Raw genomic sequence first — 17864 nt, 5'->3', positions numbered from 1 at the left:
TACTCATGGCACTGACCCTTCAAAAAGGCGGCAACCTGTCTCTTTCGAAGACCGACCCGACACTGACCAAGATTCTGATCGGTCTGGGCTGGGATCCTCGCGCGACTGACGGGACTGAGTTTGACTTGGACGCCAGCGCATTCCTGCTGGGTGCCAACGGCAAAGTACGCAGCGACGCCGACTTTATTTTCTACAACCAGCTCAAAAGCGCTGACGGTTCCATCGAGCACACTGGCGACAACCGCACCGGTGCCGGCGATGGCGATGATGAAGTACTGAAAGTTGATCTGAGCCGCGTTCCTGCGGATATCGACAAGATCGCGTTCACCGTTACGATTCACGATGCAGACGCTCGTAAGCAGAATTTCGGTCAGGTCGGCGGCTCGTTCATTCGCGTCGTAAACGAGATCAGCGGTGCTGAGATTGTTCGTTATGACCTTGCTGAAGATGCCTCTACCGAAACCGCGATGATCTTTGCCGAGCTTTACCGTAACAACGGCGAGTGGAAATTCCGCGCCGTTGGTTCGGGCTTCGCGGGTGGCCTGAAAGCAGTGGCCAACTCGTACGGCATGAGCTTCTAACCCCCACGTCCAGAACAAGGAAATTAATCATGGCTGTAAGTCTTTCCAAAGGCGGCAACGTATCGCTGTCCAAAGAAGCCCCCGGGTTGACCGAAGTAGTTGTAGGTCTGGGCTGGGACCCTCGTGTCACGGACGGCACCGAGTTCGACCTCGATGCATCGGTTTTCGTCGTAGGTGAAAACGGCAAGGTGCTCGACGACAACAGCTTCATTTTCTACAACAACAAGAAGTCGGCTGACGGTTCCGTCGAGCACATGGGCGATAACCGCTCCGGTGCCGGCGAAGGCGACGATGAACAAGTGACCGTAAAACTGACTTCCCTGGCCCCGCTGGTGAAGAAGCTGGTATTTGCTGTCACCATCCACGACTCCGAAGCCCGCAAACAGACCTTCGGTCAGGTTGCCAACAGCTTCATTCGTGTGGTGAACAAGGCTGATGGTAAAGAGCTGGCGCGTTTCGACCTGAGCGAAGACGCTTCGACTGAAACTGCGATGATCTTCGGCGAGCTTTATCGCAGCGGCGAAGAGTTCAAGTTCAAGGCGATCGGTCAGGGTTTTGCTGGCGGCTTGAAGCCTCTGGCTGAAGCCCATGGCGTTAGCATTGGCTAACCCATTGGGTTAAAAAAAAGCCCCGTCTTTCGAGCGGGGCTTTTTCATGTCTGCCGTTTAAGCAATCAGGGCTGGGGTCAACTTACGACAGTCTGATGACGCCGCTTCAGGCGGCGTTTGATGAACACCGCGACAACAATAAGCACCAGCGCGATGATACTCAGGAACACCGTATTGAACAGCGGGAAGGGTTCTTCACGGCTGTTGGTAGCTTCGATATCGGTGACGTTCGGGAACACCGACAATATCTTGATGCGCCACCCGTAGTACCGGATGAGCGCCAGTTGTTCAGCGTTGCGAGAGTAACCCTGGGCCTTGGCCTGGATGTCCGCAGAATCGAACTTGAAATACCAGGGGAACGACCAGCCGGTGTCTTCATTGCGGTAGACCATGACGTCTTTGGTGTCAGGGTGCTCGGTGTTGATGAAGTAAACGTCTCGGGTCGGGCCATCAGCCGGGTTCTCGGCATTGATCACGCCATCGTGGTCGACCCGCTTGACCTCGCCTCCGGTGATCAGCACCACCTCGTGTTGGGGGAGGACGTAGAAAAGCCCCAGTGCGCCGGCGCTGACGATAAGCAGCACTGCACCCAGAATTACGCCTTTGAGCAACTTCATACCTTCACTCCATTTTATAAGGTGGCAATTTTGCCCGTTTTCTTCGCCAGAGGGCATGTTTAGTTGGTAGCCATTCAGTGTTGCAGGGCGCGCGCAGTGGCGCATCTGCACTGACCAGTGGCGTTTGACGGCGGTAGTAGCGTGCAGGATAAAACTGTTGCAAAAAAAAACGCCCCGAACCAGTCGGGGCGTCAGATCGTGCGGCACTGCGGTTAGGTCTTCCTTGGGGCCGCCGTGGCCGTGTACTCAGTACTTAGTGGAACTGCTCTTCTTCGGTCGAACCGGTCAGCGCAGTCACGGACGAAGTGCCGCCCTGGATCACGGTGGTCATGTCGTCGAAGTAGCCGGTGCCCACTTCCTGCTGGTGCGCCACAAAGGTGTAACCCTTGGCGGCGTCAGCGAATTCCTGCTCCTGCAGCTTCACGTAGGCGGTCATGTCGTTGCGGGCGTAGTCGTGCGCCAGGTTGAACATGCTGTGCCACATGTTGTGAATGCCGGCCAGGGTGATGAATTGGTGCTTGTAGCCCATGGCAGACAGTTCACGCTGGAACTTGGCGATGGTCGCGTCGTCCAGGTTCTTCTTCCAGTTGAAAGAAGGCGAGCAGTTGTAGGACAGCAGTTGGTCCGGGTATTCCTTCTTGATGGCTTCGGCAAAGCGGCGAGCTTCGTCCAGGTCCGGCTTGGCAGTTTCGCACCAGATCAGGTCGGCGTACGGCGCGTAGGCCAGGCCGCGAGCGATCGCCTGGTCGAGACCGGCGCGCACTTTATAGAAGCCTTCCTGGGTACGTTCGCCAGTCACGAACGGCTGGTCGTACGGGTCGCAATCCGAGGTCAGCAAGTCAGCCGCGTTGGCATCGGTACGGGCCAGGATGATGGTCGGAGTGCCAGCAACGTCAGCAGCCAGACGAGCAGCCGTCAGCTTTTGAACAGCTTCCTGGGTTGGAACCAGTACCTTGCCGCCCATGTGGCCGCATTTCTTCACCGAAGCCAGTTGGTCTTCGAAGTGAACGCCGGCAGCACCCGCCTCGATCATGCTCTTCATCAGCTCGTAGGCGTTCAGAACGCCGCCGAAACCTGCCTCAGCGTCTGCAACGATCGGTGCGAAGTAGTCGATGTAGCCTTCGTCGCCCGGGCCTTTACCGGCTTTCCACTGGATCTGGTCGGCGCGGCGGAACGAGTTGTTGATGCGTTTGACCACGGTTGGCACGGAGTCCACCGGGTACAGCGATTGGTCGGGGTACATGGATTCAGCGGAGTTGTTGTCCGCTGCCACTTGCCAGCCGGACAGGTAGATCGCCTGGATGCCGGCTTTTACTTGTTGAACCGCTTGGCCGCCGGTCAGGGCGCCCATGCAGTTGACGAAATCTTTCTCTGGGCGGAAGGACGGCTTGGCACCCTGGGTGACCAGCTTCCACAGCTTCTCGGCGCCGAGTTTTGCAAAAGTGTGCTCAGGTTGAACCGAGCCACGCAGGCGGACGACGTCAGCAGCGGAATAAGCGCGGGTCACGCCTTTCCAGCGTGGGTTTTCAGCCCAATCTTTTTCAAGGGCTGCAATTTGCTGTTCGCGTGTCAGTGCCATGGGGAAAAACCTCGTCGCATAGGTCTAGGTGGAAAATTCCATTTGCCAGCCGCGCAATCGTTGCGTGGGAATGGCTGCTCGCTGACCAGAAGCTTAGGCGGTCAAGTCAGGCTTGGCGGGGAAGGCGACGGGATGAACGAGTATCGAGCGGGGGAGTTGAGCAGGTAAGGGCGAACTGCGAACGGTCTTCAGGCGTCGTGGGCCTTTGTACGATCCATCAGTGTGTTGCCGGGTTACCTGGTTAGCTTCCGTCCCTCGGGACAACTTCGTTCCAGTCGCAACCTCGTCAAACACACCTTGTGGGCGGTACAGACACGAATCGGCTCAGGTGGGTAGCTTAGAGCGACGATCCGAAGGCCCTTGCCAGGGCCCCTGATTAGCGGGAGCGAGGCCATCATGCCCATGCTTTTTTGGATCGTCAAATGTTTTGTAGTGCTTTTTTTCAAGCACTACATCTTTAGTCTAATACGACTTGCCAGTCAGTTTTTGGTGCTTCAGTTCAGGGTCTCGACTTTGACCCGCAAGGTCAGGTCATCGCGCCCCTGAGTAGAGTAGCTGCGGGTTGTAGTGGTTTTGTCGGCCTGCGTCTGGCGATTGACCCCGGCCAGGGTGATCCACTCGCCCAAGCGTCCGCTGACAGTTGTGTCGGTACTTTGCACGTTCACTACATCGGGACGTTCCTGGCTCATGCGGTCACGATTGGTACTGATGCTCAGGTGAACGGTCTCACCGGTGACGCTGGCGGTGACGTAGAAGCCCTGGGTCACGTTGCGATACTGCGTCTGGTTCTGCGGGCGGCCGTAGGCATCAGGCTGGGTGGTGGTGAGCGGCACGCTCTGGCCGACCTGGATCAGCGCAGGCACGCCTTCGCTGGCCTGGATCTGCTGGATCCCGCCGTCGCGGCTCTCGGTGCTGTAGGTGATGACCTGAGTTTGATTGTTGCCGTTGCTTTGCTGGTTGTTCTCGTTGGTGTCGACGGTGATCAGCAGGCGTTTGGAAGGCGTGTCCAGTTGCGCAAGCAAGGCGCGCAGGCCCTGGATCTTGTCGGGTTCGGCATTCACGATCAGTTGGTTGCCGTAGGCGCTGACGGTACCGTCCTTGCCGATAAAGTTCTGCGCGACGGGCAACAGCTCGGCGCTGGTGCGGTTGCTCAGGGGTACGACTTCGGTGGCAGCCATCACCGAGAAGCTGGTGGCCAGGAGCAAAGTAGTGAGCAGGGTGCGTAGGGACATGTCCGTTATCTCTGCGAGTCATTAGGCTTGATAGTGCCAGTTTGTCGGCCTGGCGGGGTGCAAGTTGAATCCTGGACGGCAAAAGGCCCTGGCATCGGTGGATGGCAGGGCCTTTTGAGGTGTTGCTGATGGCGCCTTCGCGAGCAAGCCCGCTCCCACATGTGATCGCATTCCAAGGATGTACTGGATCGAATGTGGGAGCGGGCTTGCTCGCGAAGGGCGCGGCGCGGTCTCGGATCAGCCCTCGCGCACCATATCAACGTGAGGAATCCCGACTTCCAGGAACTCATCGCTGACAATCTTGAAGCCCAGGCGCTCATAAAACGGCGCTGCGTGGACCTGTGCGCTGAGGATCTGCCGGGTCTGGCCGCGTTTCTCGGCCTCGCCGATCACGGCTTCCATCAGCTTGTCGCCGACCTTCAGGCCGCGCCAGTCCTTGAGGACTGACACACGCCCGATCTCGCCGGTAGGCAGCAGGCGTGCAGTACCGATGGGGAAGTCGCCTTCGAACGCCAGGAAATGCACCGCACCCGCGTCGTCAGCATCCCATTCCAGCTCCGGTGGAACCGATTGTTCAGCGATAAATACCGCTTCACGAATGCGCCGTATCTCGGCGATATCCTTTTGCCAGTCCGCGACACTTACGTGAATCTTATTCATCGGCAAACCCCAGGCTCCCTTGCTTGACCAGTTCCCACAGCAGGGCGCAGCCATCTTCATCCGCCAGCCATGGGCCGAGGTTGTCGATGTGCAATGCGTCGGCAGCGCAGACCAGCTTCAGCAGTTCCCGCAGCTTGCCCGGCAACAGGCGGCTCTGGCCGCTGGCGAACAGCAGCAGGTCGTCGTCCACTTCGGACCAGGCCAGGCGTGCACTTGGGTTGCGGATCAGCACGGCGCCGTCTTGCAGGCTGCCCAGCAGGTCTTCTTCTTCCACTTCCGGGCCGGCGACCAGTTCCGGGTAGCGCGGCTCGGTCATGAACTGGCCAAACCAGGTCAGCAGCATGCGCTCGTCGCTCATGTGCTCGGCCAGCAGGCTTTTCAGGCGGTCGAGGGCGTCGGCCTGGATCTGGTGCGGGTCGCTGACCGGCTGGGCGTCGGCGTCGGTGTAGCGCTCTTCGTCAGTCAGGTACTGGCTGAGGAAGTCGGTGAAGTGGGTCAGCACTTCAGCCGCGCTCGGGGCGCGGAAGCCTACGGAGTAAGTCATGCAATCATCCACGGCAACACCGCAGTGAGCCAGGCGTGGCGGCAGGTAGAGCATGTCGCCCGGTTCCAGTACCCATTCGGCGGTTTCTTCGAATTCTGCGAGGATGCGCAGGTCGGCGTGCTGCAGCAGCGGGCTTTCGGAGTTGCACATCTGGCCGATCTTCCAGTTGCGCTTGCCGGAACCTTGCAGCAGGAACACGTCGTAGTTGTCGAAGTGCGGGCCCACGCTGCCACCCGGGGCGGCGTAGCTGATCATCACGTCATCGATGCGCCAGCTCGGCAGGAAACGGAAGTTTTCCAGCAGTTCAGCCACTTCCGGCACGAACTGGTCGACGGCCTGCACCAGCAGGGTCCACTCACGCTCGGGCAGGGTGCTGAAGGCATCTTCGGCGAACGGGCCGCGACGCAACTCCCACGGGCGCTCGCCGTGTTCGATGATCAGGCGCGACTCGACTTCTTCTTCCAGCGCCAGGCCGGCCAGTTCGTCGGCGTCGATCGGGCTTTCGAAATCAGGAATGGCCTGGCGGATCAGCAGCGGTTTTTTCTGCCAGTAGTCGCGCAGGAACTCGCGTGCCGTGATGCCGCCCAGAAGTTGAAGAGGAATATCAGGATTCATGTGTAACCTATTGAAAAAAAGCACTTTTCAGACGGGAATAAAAACGCCCGGCGCTGCCGGGCGTCTCAAAGGGTCAAGCAGCTATCAGATGCGTTTGGCTTGGGCCACAGCGTTGCCGATGTAGTTAGCCGGGGTGAGCAGTTTCAGCTCAGCCTTGGCGGCGGCTGGCATGTCCAGGCCGTCGATGAAAGTTTGCAACGCTTCAGAGGTGATGCCCTTGCCGCGGGTCAGCTCTTTGAGCTTCTCGTACGGGTTTTCGATGTTGTAGCGGCGCATCACGGTCTGGATCGGCTCGGCCAGGACTTCCCAGCAAGCGTCCAGGTCAGCGGCGATCTTCTGCGCGTTGAGCTCCAGTTTGCTGATGCCTTTGAGGCTGGCTTCGTACGCGATCACGCTGTGAGCAAAGCCCACGCCGAGGTTGCGCAGTACGGTGGAGTCGGTCAGGTCGCGCTGCCAGCGGGAGATCGGCAACTTGCTGGCCAGGTGCTGGAACAGGGCGTTGGCGATACCGAGGTTGCCTTCGGAGTTTTCGAAGTCGATCGGGTTGACCTTGTGCGGCATGGTCGACGAACCGATTTCACCGGCGATGGTGCGCTGCTTGAAGTAGCCCAGGGAGATGTAGCCCCAGATATCGCGATCGAAGTCGATCAGGATGGTGTTGAAGCGCGCAATCGCATCGAACAGCTCGGCGATGTAGTCGTGAGGTTCGATCTGCGTGGTGTACGGGTTGAAGCCCAGGCCCAGCTCGTCTTCGATGAAGGCGCGGGCGTTTTCTTCCCAGTCGATCTCAGGGTAGGCCGACAGGTGGGCGTTGTAGTTGCCTACGGCGCCGTTGATCTTGCCCAGCAGCGGCACGGCGGCCACTTGAGCGATCTGGCGCTCCAGGCGGTACACCACGTTGGCCAGTTCTTTACCCAAAGTGGTCGGCGAAGCCGGCTGGCCGTGGGTGCGCGACAGCATCGGTACGTCGGCGAAACGGATAGCCAGTTCGCGGATGGCTTTGGCAGTCTGGCGCATCAGTGGCAGCATCACGTCATCACGGCCTTCGCGCAGCATCAGGGCGTGGGACAGGTTGTTGATGTCCTCGCTGGTGCAGGCAAAGTGGATGAACTCGCTGACTTTGGCCAGTTCCGGCAGCTTGGCCGCTTGCTCTTTGAGCAGGTACTCGATGGCTTTAACGTCGTGGTTGGTGGTGCGCTCGATCTCTTTGACACGCTCGGCGTGCTCCAGAGCGAAGTTTTCCGCCAGGGCGTTCAGCACCGCGTTGGCTTCGGCGGAGAACGCCGGCACTTCGCTGATGCCAGGGTGAGCGGCCAGGCGCTGGAGCCAGCGCACTTCAACCAGAACACGAGCACGGATCAAGCCGTATTCGCTGAAAATAGGGCGCAGGGCCTGGGTTTTGCCGGCGTAGCGGCCGTCAACAGGGGAAACCGCAGTGAGCGAAGAAAGCTGCATGGGGTGTTCTCGGACAGTCGGGCAACGAAATGGGGCGCGTATCATACATGAAAAAATCCGCCGGTCCGTTGCCAACTGACCGGCGTATTACGCGTGGGGCTATAAAAAAATCGGTTGCTGCGACTTATTCGTTGCGCATCAACGGGTAAAGCTCTTTCAGCAATTTGCGACGGCTGACGACCAGTTGCCAGCGATGACCGCCCAACTGGCGCCACAACCGCGCCGAACGAATACCGGCCAGCAGCAGCGCGCGGATTTTCGAGGCGTTGTTCGGTTGTTGCAGGTTGCGCATGTCGCCGTGCACCTGGATCCGCTGGCGCAATGTGCTCAGGGTGTCCTGATACAGCGCGCCACAGGCAGCGATCACGTTTTCGTGGGCCGGGCCGAAATGTTCGACCTGAGACTGAATCTGCGGCAGGCGCTTGCCGATGGTTTCCAGCAAGTCGTCGCGCTTGGCCAATTGGCGCTCGAGGCCGAGCATCGACAGGGCGTAGCGCAGTGGCTCGCGCTGCAAGGTGCTCGGGTCGCGCTCGAGGGCGCCGACCAGCGCGCGATAACCTTCACGCAGGGCCAGGTCGTCGCCGCCGTACACTTCCAGGGTGTCCTTCGGGTCGCGGATCAGCAGGCTGCCGAGCATGCAGGTCAGGCCTGCCTCGGTGACCTGGCCGGTCTTGGCGATCTTGTCCACCAGCACCGCGGCGAGAAACACGCCGCCCAGTGCCGTCAATTGCTCCTGGGTCGGGCTCATGCCTTGCTGCTCCAGGGTTCGGCAACTTCGATCACGCCGCCCCCCAGGCAAATCTCTCCGTCGTAGAACACTACCGATTGGCCCGGCGTTACGGCGCGCTGCGGGTCGTCGAAGGTGGCGCGATAGCCGGTGGCGGTTTTTTCCAGGGTGCAGGGTTGGTCGCTCTGACGATAGCGAACCTTGGCGGTCAGGCGGCGCGGGCTGCTGAGGTCCACCGGGTTGACCCAGTAGATGTCCGAAGCAAGCAGGGCGCGGGAGAACAGCCATGGGTGGTCATTGCCCTGGCCCACGATCAGTTCGTTGTGTTCCAGGTCCTTGACCAGCACGTACCACGGCTCTTCACCCGCGTCTTTCAGGCCGCCGATGCCCAGGCCCTGGCGCTGGCCGATAGTGTGGTACATCAGGCCGTGGTGACGGCCGATGATTTCGCCTTCGGTGGTCTTGATCTCGCCCGGTTGCGCCGGCAGGTATTGCTTGAGGAAGTCGCTGAAACGGCGCTCGCCGATAAAGCAGATCCCGGTGGAGTCTTTCTTCTTGGCGGTGGCCAAGCCGTGTTTTTCCGCAATTGCGCGCACTTCGGGCTTTTCCAGTTCGCCCACCGGGAACAGGGTCTTGGCGATCTGTTCGCCGCCGACGGCGTGCAGGAAGTAGCTCTGGTCCTTGTTGGCGTCCAGGCCCTTGAGCAGTTCGGTGCGGCCATCGATGTCGCGACGGCGCACGTAGTGGCCAGTGGCGATCAGGTCGGCACCGAGGATCATCGCGTAGTCGAGGAACGCCTTGAACTTGATCTCGCGGTTACACAGGATGTCCGGGTTCGGCGTACGACCGGCCTTGTATTCGGCCAGGAAGTGCTCGAACACGTTGTCCCAGTACTCGGCGGCGAAGTTGGCGGTGTGCAGCTTGATGCCGATTTTGTCACAGACGGCCTGGGCATCCGCCAGGTCGTCCATGGCGGTGCAATATTCCGTTCCATCGTCTTCTTCCCAGTTCTTCATGAACAGGCCTTCCACCTCATAACCCTGCTCCATGAGCAGAACGGCGGAAACGGAAGAATCCACGCCGCCGGACATACCGACGATGACGCGCTTCTTTTGTGTGTCAGAAGGGGCTGGATCACGCATAGGATTTCAACGGGTGTCTTTAAAAAGGACGCGATTCTAGCAGGCTCGCGTCTGCAAGGCTAAAGAGAAGGGCGGATCAATTCGAGGCTGTGGCGTTGGCCGGCCAGATAATCGTCGATACAGCGGATAATCAGCTCGCTGCGCCAGTCTTCGCGCACGGCCATCAATTCGTCACGGGTCAGCCAGCGGGCGCGCAGGATGCCGTCGTCCAGTTGGTAGTCCGGGTGGTGTTTCAGGGCCTTGGCGATGAAGCACACGCGCTGATAGGTCACGCCATTGCTGGGAGCGGTGTACAGGTAAATCCCGACAATCCCGGTGGCTTCGACGTCCCAGCCGGTTTCTTCGAGGGTTTCGCGCACGGCGGCCTCGATCAGGGTTTCGTTCGGATCAAGGTGCCCGGCGGGCTGGTTCAGCACGGCGCGGCCGCCCTTGAGTTCTTCGACCATCAGGAAGCGGCCGTTGTCTTCGACGATGGTGGCGACGGTGATGTGAGGTAGCCAGGTCATAAAGTGCCTCGATTCAAGGTGTAACGCTGTCTTCAGGCGCGATTGCATTCAGTGCGGGAGCGGGCTTGCTCGCGAATACGGCGTGTCAGTTAAAGAGGTATTGACTGATCCACCGCATTCGCGAGCAAGCCCGCTCCCACATTTTGATTGGATTTCTTCAATAAAAGCGCCATGTCCAGAAACAGAAACCCCGGCACAGGGCCGGGGCTTCTTTGCATCCTTACAACCTTACACCAGCGCAGCGATTGCCGCGTTGAGGGTGTTGCTTGGGCGCATGGCCTTGCTGGTCAGCTCGGCGTTCGGCGCGTAGTAGCCACCGATGTCCACTGGCTTGCCCTGGACGGCGTTGAGCTCGGCAACGATGGTTGCCTCGTTCGCAGCCAGGGTCTTGGCCAGTTCGCCAAACTGCGCCTGCAGTGCAGTGTCTTCGGTCTGGGCGGCCAGGGCTTGAGCCCAGTACAGCGCCAGGTAGAAGTGGCTGCCGCGGTTGTCGATGTTGCCGACTTTGCGCGATGGCGACTTGTTGTTGTCGAGGAACTGGCCGGTGGCCTGGTCCAGGGTCTTGGACAGCACCAGGGCTTTCGGGTTGTTGTAGTTCACACCCAAATGCTCGAGGGACGCTGCCAGGGCCAGGAACTCGCCCAGGGAATCCCAGCGCAGGAAGTTTTCTTCAACCAGTTGCTGTACGTGCTTCGGAGCCGAACCGCCGGCGCCGGTTTCGAACAGGCCGCCACCGTTCATCAGCGGCACGATCGACAGCATCTTGGCGCTGGTGCCCAGTTCCATGATCGGGAACAGGTCAGTCAGGTAGTCGCGCAGTACGTTGCCGGTCACCGAGATGGTGTCCAGGCCCTTGCGGGTGCGCTCCAGGGTGAACTTCATCGCGTCGACCGGCGCCATGATGCGGATGTCCAGGCCTTCGGTGTTGTGGTCTTTCAGGTAAGCCTGAACTTTCTCGACCACGACGCCGTCGTGCGCGCGCTGTGGGTCCAGCCAGAAAATGGCCGGGGTGTTGCTGGCGCGGGCACGGTTGACGGCCAGTTTGACCCAGTCCTGGATCGGCGCGTCTTTGGTCTGGCACATGCGGAAGATGTCGCCGGCTTCAACAGCCTGTTCCATCAGCAGGTTGCCCTTGCTGTCGGTGACGCGGACTACGCCGTCAGCCTTGATCTGGAAGGTCTTGTCGTGGGAGCCGTACTCTTCGGCTTTTTTCGCCATCAGGCCAACGTTTGGCACGCTGCCCATGGTGGTGGGGTCGAAGGCGCCGTTGGCCTTGCAGTCTTCGATGACTGCCTGGTAGATGGTCGCGTAGCAGCGATCCGGGATCACAGCCTTGGTGTCGTGCAGCTGGCCGTCGGTGCCCCACATCTTGCCGGAGTCACGGATCATCGCAGGCATCGAGGCGTCGACAATGACGTCGCTCGGCACGTGCAGGTTGGTGATGCCTTTGTCGGAGTTGACCATCGCCAGGGAAGGGCGAGCGGCGTACACCGCCTGGATGTCAGCTTCGATCTGCGCTTGCTGATCGCCAGGCAGGGCCTTGATGCGAGCGTACAGGTCGCCGATACCGTTGTTCAGGTTGAAGCCGATCTGCTCCAGCACGACAGCGTGCTTGGCCAGTGCGTCTTTATAGAACTCGGCAACGATTTGGCCGAACATGATCGGGTCGGAGACCTTCATCATGGTGGCTTTCAGGTGAACCGACAGCAGTACGCCTTGTTTCTTGGCGTCTTCGATTTCAGCGGCGATGAAGCTGCGCAGGGCTTTCTTGCTCAGCACGGCGCTGTCGATGATCTCGCCAGCTTGTACGCTGGTTTTTTCTTTCAGGACGGTAGCGGTACCGTCCTTGGCGATCAGTTCGATCTTGACGGCATCAGCGCCTTCGATCTGTACGGCTTTCTCGCTGCCGTAGAAGTCGCCGTTGCTCATGTGGGCAACGTGGGACTTGGAGTCGGCAGCCCAGGCGCCCATTTTGTGCGGGTGCTTGCGTGCGTAGTTCTTGACCGACAGCGGTGCGCGGCGATCGGAGTTGCCTTCGCGCAGTACCGGGTTCACGGCGCTGCCCTTGACCTTGTCGTAGCGTGCACGGGTTTCTTTTTCCGCGTCGGTGGTTACGGTTTCCGGGTAGTCCGGCAGGTCGAAGCCCTGGGCTTGCAGTTCCTTGATGGCGGCCTGCAGCTGAGGGGTCGAAGCGCTGATGTTCGGCAGCTTGATAATGTTGGCTTCAGGGGTTACGGCCAGGTCGCCCAGTTCGGCGAGGTGGTCCGGCACAGCCTTGGCGCCCAGTTGCTCGGGGAAGCTTGCGAGGATGCGCGCGGCCAGGGAAATGTCGCGGGTTTCCACAGCAATATCAGCGGAAGCGGTGAAGGCCTCTACGATAGGCAGCAGTGAATAGGTGGCGAGGGCTGGGGCTTCGTCGGTGAAGGTGTAGATGATCTTCGAGCGGGTGGGCATATTCGGATTAACTCTCTTCTTTGCTGAAAGCATGCGCAGAAACTCGAGATGCGCCGGGTAAAGCGCGTTCGTTCAAAGTCATCCATGAGCGAAATGTCGAAGTTTCTTCGCGGTGATGTTGGGTTGCATCAGTCGAGCGTCAAGCGGGTGGACTATTGTAATAGTCCGGCTTTTCGGGCGGAGGGCATCAATGTAGAGCGGTCGGCCGTCGTGACTCTTTGGTCAGCGGCGGCATTATACATAGGTCGCTATGCTTACGCCGAGCCTTCATACAAAAGGTGTGTCGTCCATTGGTCTAAAGGTCGCAGGCAGCGGGGTACGCCCAAAGTCGCATGAGGTGCTCAAGATTGGCGCTTTTCCCTTTGCTTTCAAGCTTGTAGGCCACTAAATGTGCTGTTTTCGACGCAAATGTGCAGGCCCTGAGGTTTCAGTCCTCATTTATCTGGAGTAGGCTCGAACGCAGCCAGATGTTCAATCCATAGATGGAGTTCAGCATGGGATACAAGAAGATTCAGGTTCCGGCAGTCGGCGACAAAATCACCGTCAATCCAGACCATTCTCTCAATGTTCCTGACAACCCGATCATCCCCTTCATTGAGGGTGACGGTATTGGCGTCGACATCAGCCCGGTGATGATCAAGGTTGTCGATGCAGCTGTTAACAAGGCTTATGGCGGCAAGCGCAAGATCTCCTGGATGGAGGTTTATGCCGGCGAAAAGGCCACTCAGGTTTACGACCAGGACACCTGGCTGCCCCAGGAAACCCTGGATGCGGTCAAGGACTACGTGGTTTCCATCAAGGGCCCGCTGACCACCCCGGTCGGTGGCGGCATTCGTTCGCTGAACGTGGCCCTGCGTCAACAGCTCGACCTTTATGTGTGCCTGCGCCCGGTGCGCTGGTTCGAAGGCGTGCCGAGCCCGGTCAAGAAGCCAGGCGATGTGGACATGACCATCTTCCGTGAGAACTCCGAGGACATTTACGCCGGTATCGAGTGGAAGGCTGGCTCCCCGGAAGCGATCAAGGTCATCAAGTTCCTGAAAGAAGAGATGGGCGTCACCAAGATCCGTTTCGACCAGAATTGCGGGATCGGCATCAAGCCGGTGTCCCTGGAAGGCACCAAGCGCCTGGCGCGCAAAGCTCTGCAATATGTTGTGGATAACGACCGCGACTCGCTGACCATCGTGCACAAAGGCAACATCATGAAGTTCACCGAAGGTGCCTTCAAGGAATGGGCCTACGAAGTGGCGGCTGAAGAATTTGGCGCGACCCTGCTCGATGGCGGGCCGTGGATGCAATTCAAGAACTCGCGCACCGGCAAGAATGTGGTGGTCAAGGATGCAATTGCCGACGCCATGCTCCAGCAGATCCTGCTGCGCCCGGCGGAATATGACGTGATCGCTACGCTTAACCTTAACGGTGACTACCTGTCCGACGCCCTGGCGGCGGAAGTGGGCGGCATCGGTATTGCGCCGGGTGCCAACCTGTCCGACACCGTGGCCATGTTCGAAGCCACCCACGGTACCGCGCCGAAGTATGCCGGCAAGGACCAGGTCAACCCGGGTTCGCTGATCCTGTCGGCGGAAATGATGCTGCGTCACATGGGCTGGACTGAAGCGGCCGACCTGATCATCAAGGGCACCAACGGTGCGATTTCGGCCAAAACTGTGACTTATGATTTCCATCGCTTGATGGACGGCGCCAAGTTGCTGTCTTCGTCCGCCTTCGGGGATGCGCTGATTTCGCATATGTAGACTTATAGGCAGGCATAAAAAAACCGGCCTTGATGGCCGGTTTTTTTTAGAACGTTTGCTCAGCGGCTGATCAGGCCGACTGTTTTTCTGATTTTTGAGCGACGTCTTCTTTGGCGGTGCCTAGGCTGACGGGCGCGCCGATATTCACCGCATGCAAGCCTTTGGGTCCCTGAATGATTTCGAAGGAAACCGGTTGCCCTGCCTTCAGAGTCTTGTAGCCATCCATTTGGATTGCCGAGTAATGCGCAAAAAGGTCGTCTTCCTTGCCGTCTTCATTAATGAAGCCGTAACCCTTGGCATTGTTGAACCATTTGACCTTACCGCTTGCCATGCCCATATCCCTCTGCACCAGACTCCATCACTGGAGTATCATCCAGTTTATCCGTCCTAACCCGAATAAATAAGGTTGACTGCGCGGACCTTTTTTACCCACTGTGGGTTCTATTGGTTGTAACACTGATTTGCCGATAGTCAAGGCGACCAGTCGGTCAGAGTTGAAAATCTGACAGGCCGCCCCCACCACTGTATTTGAACCACTGACGAACCTTTCTTTCCATGCATGCAATCAGCCAGATTCGACTAACATTCAATCAGGATCGCCCGACTCTCCATAAAGATCATCCGGATGGTCATGAAGACGACGATGGTTCTGCAGGCATTGCTGTTCAGGAGGCCAAGCCTGCTTTACAGGCGCCGCCGATGTACAAGGTGGTTTTGTTCAACGATGACTACACACCGATGGATTTCGTCGTCGAAGTGCTCGAGGTGTTTTTTAACCTGAACCGCGAGTTGGCGACCAAGGTAATGCTGGCCGTTCACACAGAAGGACGGGCAGTATGTGGAGTGTTTACCCGCGACATCGCCGAGACAAAGGCCATGCAGGTCAACCAGTACGCCAGGGAAAGCCAGCATCCGCTACTCTGTGAAATCGAGAAGGACGGTTAACTCCGACCACTTGGGTATGAGGTGAAGCTATGTTAAACCGCGAGCTCGAAGTCACCCTCAATCTTGCCTTCAAGGAGGCCCGTTCGAAGCGTCATGAATTCATGACCGTCGAACACCTGCTGCTGGCACTTTTGGATAACGAAGCTGCCGCCACCGTACTGCGTGCGTGTGGTGCCAATCTCGACAAACTCAAGCATGACCTGCAGGAGTTTATCGACTCCACCACGCCGTTGATCCCCGTTCATGACGAGGACCGCGAGACCCAACCTACCCTGGGCTTCCAGCGGGTACTGCAGCGTGCCGTTTTCCACGTACAGAGCTCCGGCAAGCGCGAAGTCACAGGGGCCAATGTGCTCGTGGCGATCTTCAGCGAGCAGGAAAGCCAGGCCGTATTCCTGCTCAAGCAGCAAAGCGTTGCCCGTATTGATGTCGTCAACTACATCGCCCATGGCATTTCCAAAGTGCCAGGGCATGGCGATCACTCAGAAGGTGAGCAGGATATGCAGGATGACGAGGGCGGTGAGTCTTCTTCTTCGAGCAACCCGCTGGATGCCTATGCCAGCAACCTCAACGAACTGGCGCGCCAGGGGCGGATCGATCCGCTGGTAGGGCGCGAGCTGGAAGTTGAACGCGTGGCGCAGATCCTGGCGCGTCGTCGCAAAAACAACCCGCTGTTGGTCGGTGAAGCAGGCGTGGGTAAAACCGCGATTGCCGAAGGCCTGGCCAAACGCATTGTTGATAACCAGGTGCCAGACCTGCTGGCCAACAGCGTCGTCTACTCCCTTGACCTGGGCGCGCTACTCGCCGGGACCAAGTACCGTGGCGACTTCGAGAAGCGCTTCAAGGCGCTGCTCGGTGAGCTGAAAAAACGCCCGCAGGCGATCCTGTTCATTGACGAAATCCACACCATCATTGGTGCCGGTGCTGCTTCCGGTGGCGTGATGGATGCGTCGAACCTGCTCAAGCCGCTGCTGTCTTCGGGTGATATCCGTTGCATCGGTTCGACCACGTTCCAGGAATTCCGCGGGATCTTCGAAAAAGACCGTGCCCTGGCGCGCCGCTTCCAGAAAGTGGACGTGTCCGAGCCTTCGGTTGAAGACACCATCGGCATCCTGCGCGGGCTCAAGGGGCGTTTCGAAGCGCACCATGGCATCGAGTACACCGATGAGGCGCTGCGTGCAGCCGCCGAGCTGGCGTCGCGCTACATCAATGACCGGCACATGCCGGACAAGGCCATCGACGTGATCGACGAGGCGGGTGCCTACCAGCGCCTGCAGCCGGTCGAGAAGCGTGTGAAGCGCATCGACGTGCCTCAGGTCGAGGACATCGTGGCGAAGATCGCGCGTATTCCGCCAAAACACGTCAACACGTCCGACCGGGAACTGCTGCGTAACCTGGAGCGTGACCTCAAGCTGACCGTGTTTGGTCAGGATGCGGCCATCGACTCGCTGTCCACCGCGATCAAGTTGTCCCGTGCGGGCCTAAAGTCGCCGGACAAGCCGGTCGGTTCGTTCCTGTTTGCCGGGCCTACCGGTGTCGGCAAGACCGAAGCGGCGCGGCAACTGGCCAAGGCCATGGGTATCGAGCTGGTGCGTTTCGACATGTCCGAATACATGGAGCGTCACACTGTGTCGCGCCTGATCGGTGCGCCTCCGGGCTATGTCGGCTTCGACCAGGGCGGCCTGTTGACCGAGGCGATCACCAAGCAGCCACATTGCGTACTGCTGCTCGATGAAATCGAGAAGGCGCACCCGGAAGTCTTCAACCTGCTGTTGCAGGTAATGGACCACGGCACCCTGACCGACAACAACGGGCGCAAGGCGGACTTCCGCAACGTGATCGTGATCATGACCACCAACGCCGGTGCCGAAACGGCCGCGCGGGCTTCCATTGGCTTCACTCATCAGGATCACTCTTCCGACGCCATGGAAGTGATCAAGAAGAGCTTCACGCCGGAATTCCGCAACCGTCTGGACACCATTATCCAGTTTGGTCGCCTCAGCCATGAGGTCATCAAAAGCGTGGTGGACAAGTTCCTCACCGAGCTTCAGGCGCAGTTGGAAGACAAGCGTGTGCAGCTGGAAGTTACGGACGCGGCGCGCAACTGGCTGGCAGAAGGTGGCTACGATGCGGCAATGGGCGCTCGGCCAATGGCTCGCCTGATCCAGGACAAGATCAAGCGCCCACTGGCGGAAGAGATCCTGTTCGGCGAACTGGCAGACCATGGTGGCGTGGTGCATATCGATCTGAAGGACGGCGAGCTGACCTTCGACTTCGAGACCACGGCTGAAATGGCCTGATAGCTGACGCAACAAAACAAAAAGGCGCCGAGAGGCGCCTTTTTGCTGTCTTGGAACTGATGGAGATCAAATGTGGGAGCGGGCTTGCTCGCGAATGCGGTGTGCCAGTCGACACAATCAATAACTGACACCCCGCATTCGCGAGCAA

16 protein-coding genes are annotated in these 17864 nt (G+C 59.0%); 5 read left to right on the top strand and 11 right to left on the bottom strand.

Going from position 1 to position 17864, the window contains the following annotated elements; all coding sequences use genetic code 11:
- Window positions 1-5: 5 nt before the first annotated feature.
- Window positions 6-581: a TerD family protein gene (locus tag HBJ59_RS09425; protein ID WP_076016769.1), complete on the top strand. Its 576-nt coding sequence runs from the start codon at window positions 6-8 to the stop codon at window positions 579-581.
- 29 nt (window positions 582-610) lie between these two features.
- Window positions 611-1189 carry a TerD family protein gene (locus tag HBJ59_RS09420; RefSeq protein ID WP_076016770.1) on the top strand — a complete coding sequence of 193 codons (579 nt, stop codon included), beginning with the start codon at window positions 611-613 and terminating at the stop codon, window positions 1187-1189.
- A 77-nt stretch (window positions 1190-1266) separates the two neighbouring features.
- Here the strand turns inward: HBJ59_RS09420 and HBJ59_RS09415 are convergent, their stop codons facing one another.
- The 10 genes from HBJ59_RS09415 to HBJ59_RS09370 form a co-directional block, all read right to left on the bottom strand.
- A complete protein-coding gene (locus HBJ59_RS09415) occupies window positions 1267-1806 on the bottom strand; it encodes a DUF1523 family protein (RefSeq protein WP_076016771.1) in 540 nt (179 codons plus the stop codon).
- A gap of 253 nt (window positions 1807-2059) precedes the next feature.
- Complete coding sequence (aceA, locus tag HBJ59_RS09410; RefSeq protein ID WP_003219577.1) at window positions 2060-3385, bottom strand: isocitrate lyase; 1326 nt, start codon at window positions 3383-3385, stop codon at window positions 2060-2062.
- Between the two features lie 494 nt (window positions 3386-3879).
- The gene (locus tag HBJ59_RS09405; protein ID WP_076016773.1) at window positions 3880-4617 is read right to left on the bottom strand and encodes a secretin N-terminal domain-containing protein; all 738 of its coding nucleotides are present in this window, start codon (window positions 4615-4617) and stop codon (window positions 3880-3882) included.
- Between the two features lie 237 nt (window positions 4618-4854).
- Window positions 4855-5277: a GNAT family N-acetyltransferase gene (locus HBJ59_RS09400; RefSeq protein WP_017479509.1), complete on the bottom strand. Its 423-nt coding sequence runs from the start codon at window positions 5275-5277 to the stop codon at window positions 4855-4857.
- Window positions 5270-6436 carry a cupin domain-containing protein gene (locus HBJ59_RS09395; RefSeq protein ID WP_063031419.1) on the bottom strand — a complete coding sequence of 389 codons (1167 nt, stop codon included), beginning with the start codon at window positions 6434-6436 and terminating at the stop codon, window positions 5270-5272. The genes HBJ59_RS09400 and HBJ59_RS09395 overlap by 8 nt, the downstream gene beginning before the upstream one ends.
- Window positions 6437-6520: 84 nt before the next feature.
- On the bottom strand, window positions 6521-7891 hold the full coding sequence (gene purB, locus HBJ59_RS09390; RefSeq protein WP_167663364.1) for an adenylosuccinate lyase: 1371 nt from the start codon (window positions 7889-7891) through the stop codon (window positions 6521-6523).
- Between the two features lie 124 nt (window positions 7892-8015).
- Window positions 8016-8639: a high frequency lysogenization protein HflD gene (gene hflD / locus HBJ59_RS09385; RefSeq protein ID WP_076016775.1), complete on the bottom strand. Its 624-nt coding sequence runs from the start codon at window positions 8637-8639 to the stop codon at window positions 8016-8018.
- The gene (mnmA, locus tag HBJ59_RS09380; protein ID WP_076016776.1) at window positions 8636-9760 is read right to left on the bottom strand and encodes a tRNA 2-thiouridine(34) synthase MnmA; all 1125 of its coding nucleotides are present in this window, start codon (window positions 9758-9760) and stop codon (window positions 8636-8638) included. The genes hflD and mnmA overlap by 4 nt, the downstream gene beginning before the upstream one ends.
- Before the next feature lie 59 nt (window positions 9761-9819).
- Window positions 9820-10266, bottom strand: a complete 447-nt coding sequence (locus tag HBJ59_RS09375; RefSeq protein WP_167663363.1) for an NUDIX hydrolase — start codon at window positions 10264-10266, stop codon at window positions 9820-9822.
- Window positions 10267-10494: 228 nt separating this feature from the next.
- Window positions 10495-12720, bottom strand: a complete 2226-nt coding sequence (locus HBJ59_RS09370; protein ID WP_167663362.1) for an NADP-dependent isocitrate dehydrogenase — start codon at window positions 12718-12720, stop codon at window positions 10495-10497.
- A gap of 494 nt (window positions 12721-13214) precedes the next feature.
- Between HBJ59_RS09370 and icd the strand changes: the two genes are divergently transcribed.
- Entirely contained in the window at window positions 13215-14471 is a 1257-nt protein-coding gene (gene icd / locus HBJ59_RS09365) for an NADP-dependent isocitrate dehydrogenase (RefSeq protein ID WP_167663361.1), read from the top strand.
- A gap of 70 nt (window positions 14472-14541) precedes the next feature.
- Here icd and cspD read toward each other — a convergent pair whose 3' ends face one another.
- On the bottom strand, window positions 14542-14808 hold the full coding sequence (gene cspD / locus HBJ59_RS09360; RefSeq protein ID WP_076016779.1) for a cold shock domain-containing protein CspD: 267 nt from the start codon (window positions 14806-14808) through the stop codon (window positions 14542-14544).
- 218 nt (window positions 14809-15026) lie between these two features.
- Here cspD and clpS point away from each other — a divergent pair, with 218 nt between their 5' ends.
- Together clpS and clpA are read left to right on the top strand one after the other, a co-directional pair.
- Window positions 15027-15416, top strand: a complete 390-nt coding sequence (gene clpS / locus HBJ59_RS09355; RefSeq protein WP_076016780.1) for an ATP-dependent Clp protease adapter ClpS — start codon at window positions 15027-15029, stop codon at window positions 15414-15416.
- A gap of 29 nt (window positions 15417-15445) precedes the next feature.
- The gene (gene clpA, locus HBJ59_RS09350; RefSeq protein ID WP_010172706.1) at window positions 15446-17716 is read left to right on the top strand and encodes an ATP-dependent Clp protease ATP-binding subunit ClpA; all 2271 of its coding nucleotides are present in this window, start codon (window positions 15446-15448) and stop codon (window positions 17714-17716) included.
- The last annotated feature ends 148 nt before the right edge of the window (window positions 17717-17864 follow it).

This window comes from Pseudomonas sp. AN3A02 (assembly GCF_011765255.1).
Classification (GTDB): domain Bacteria; phylum Pseudomonadota; class Gammaproteobacteria; order Pseudomonadales; family Pseudomonadaceae; genus Aquipseudomonas.
This window is presented reverse-complemented; position numbering and strand designations above follow the sequence as displayed.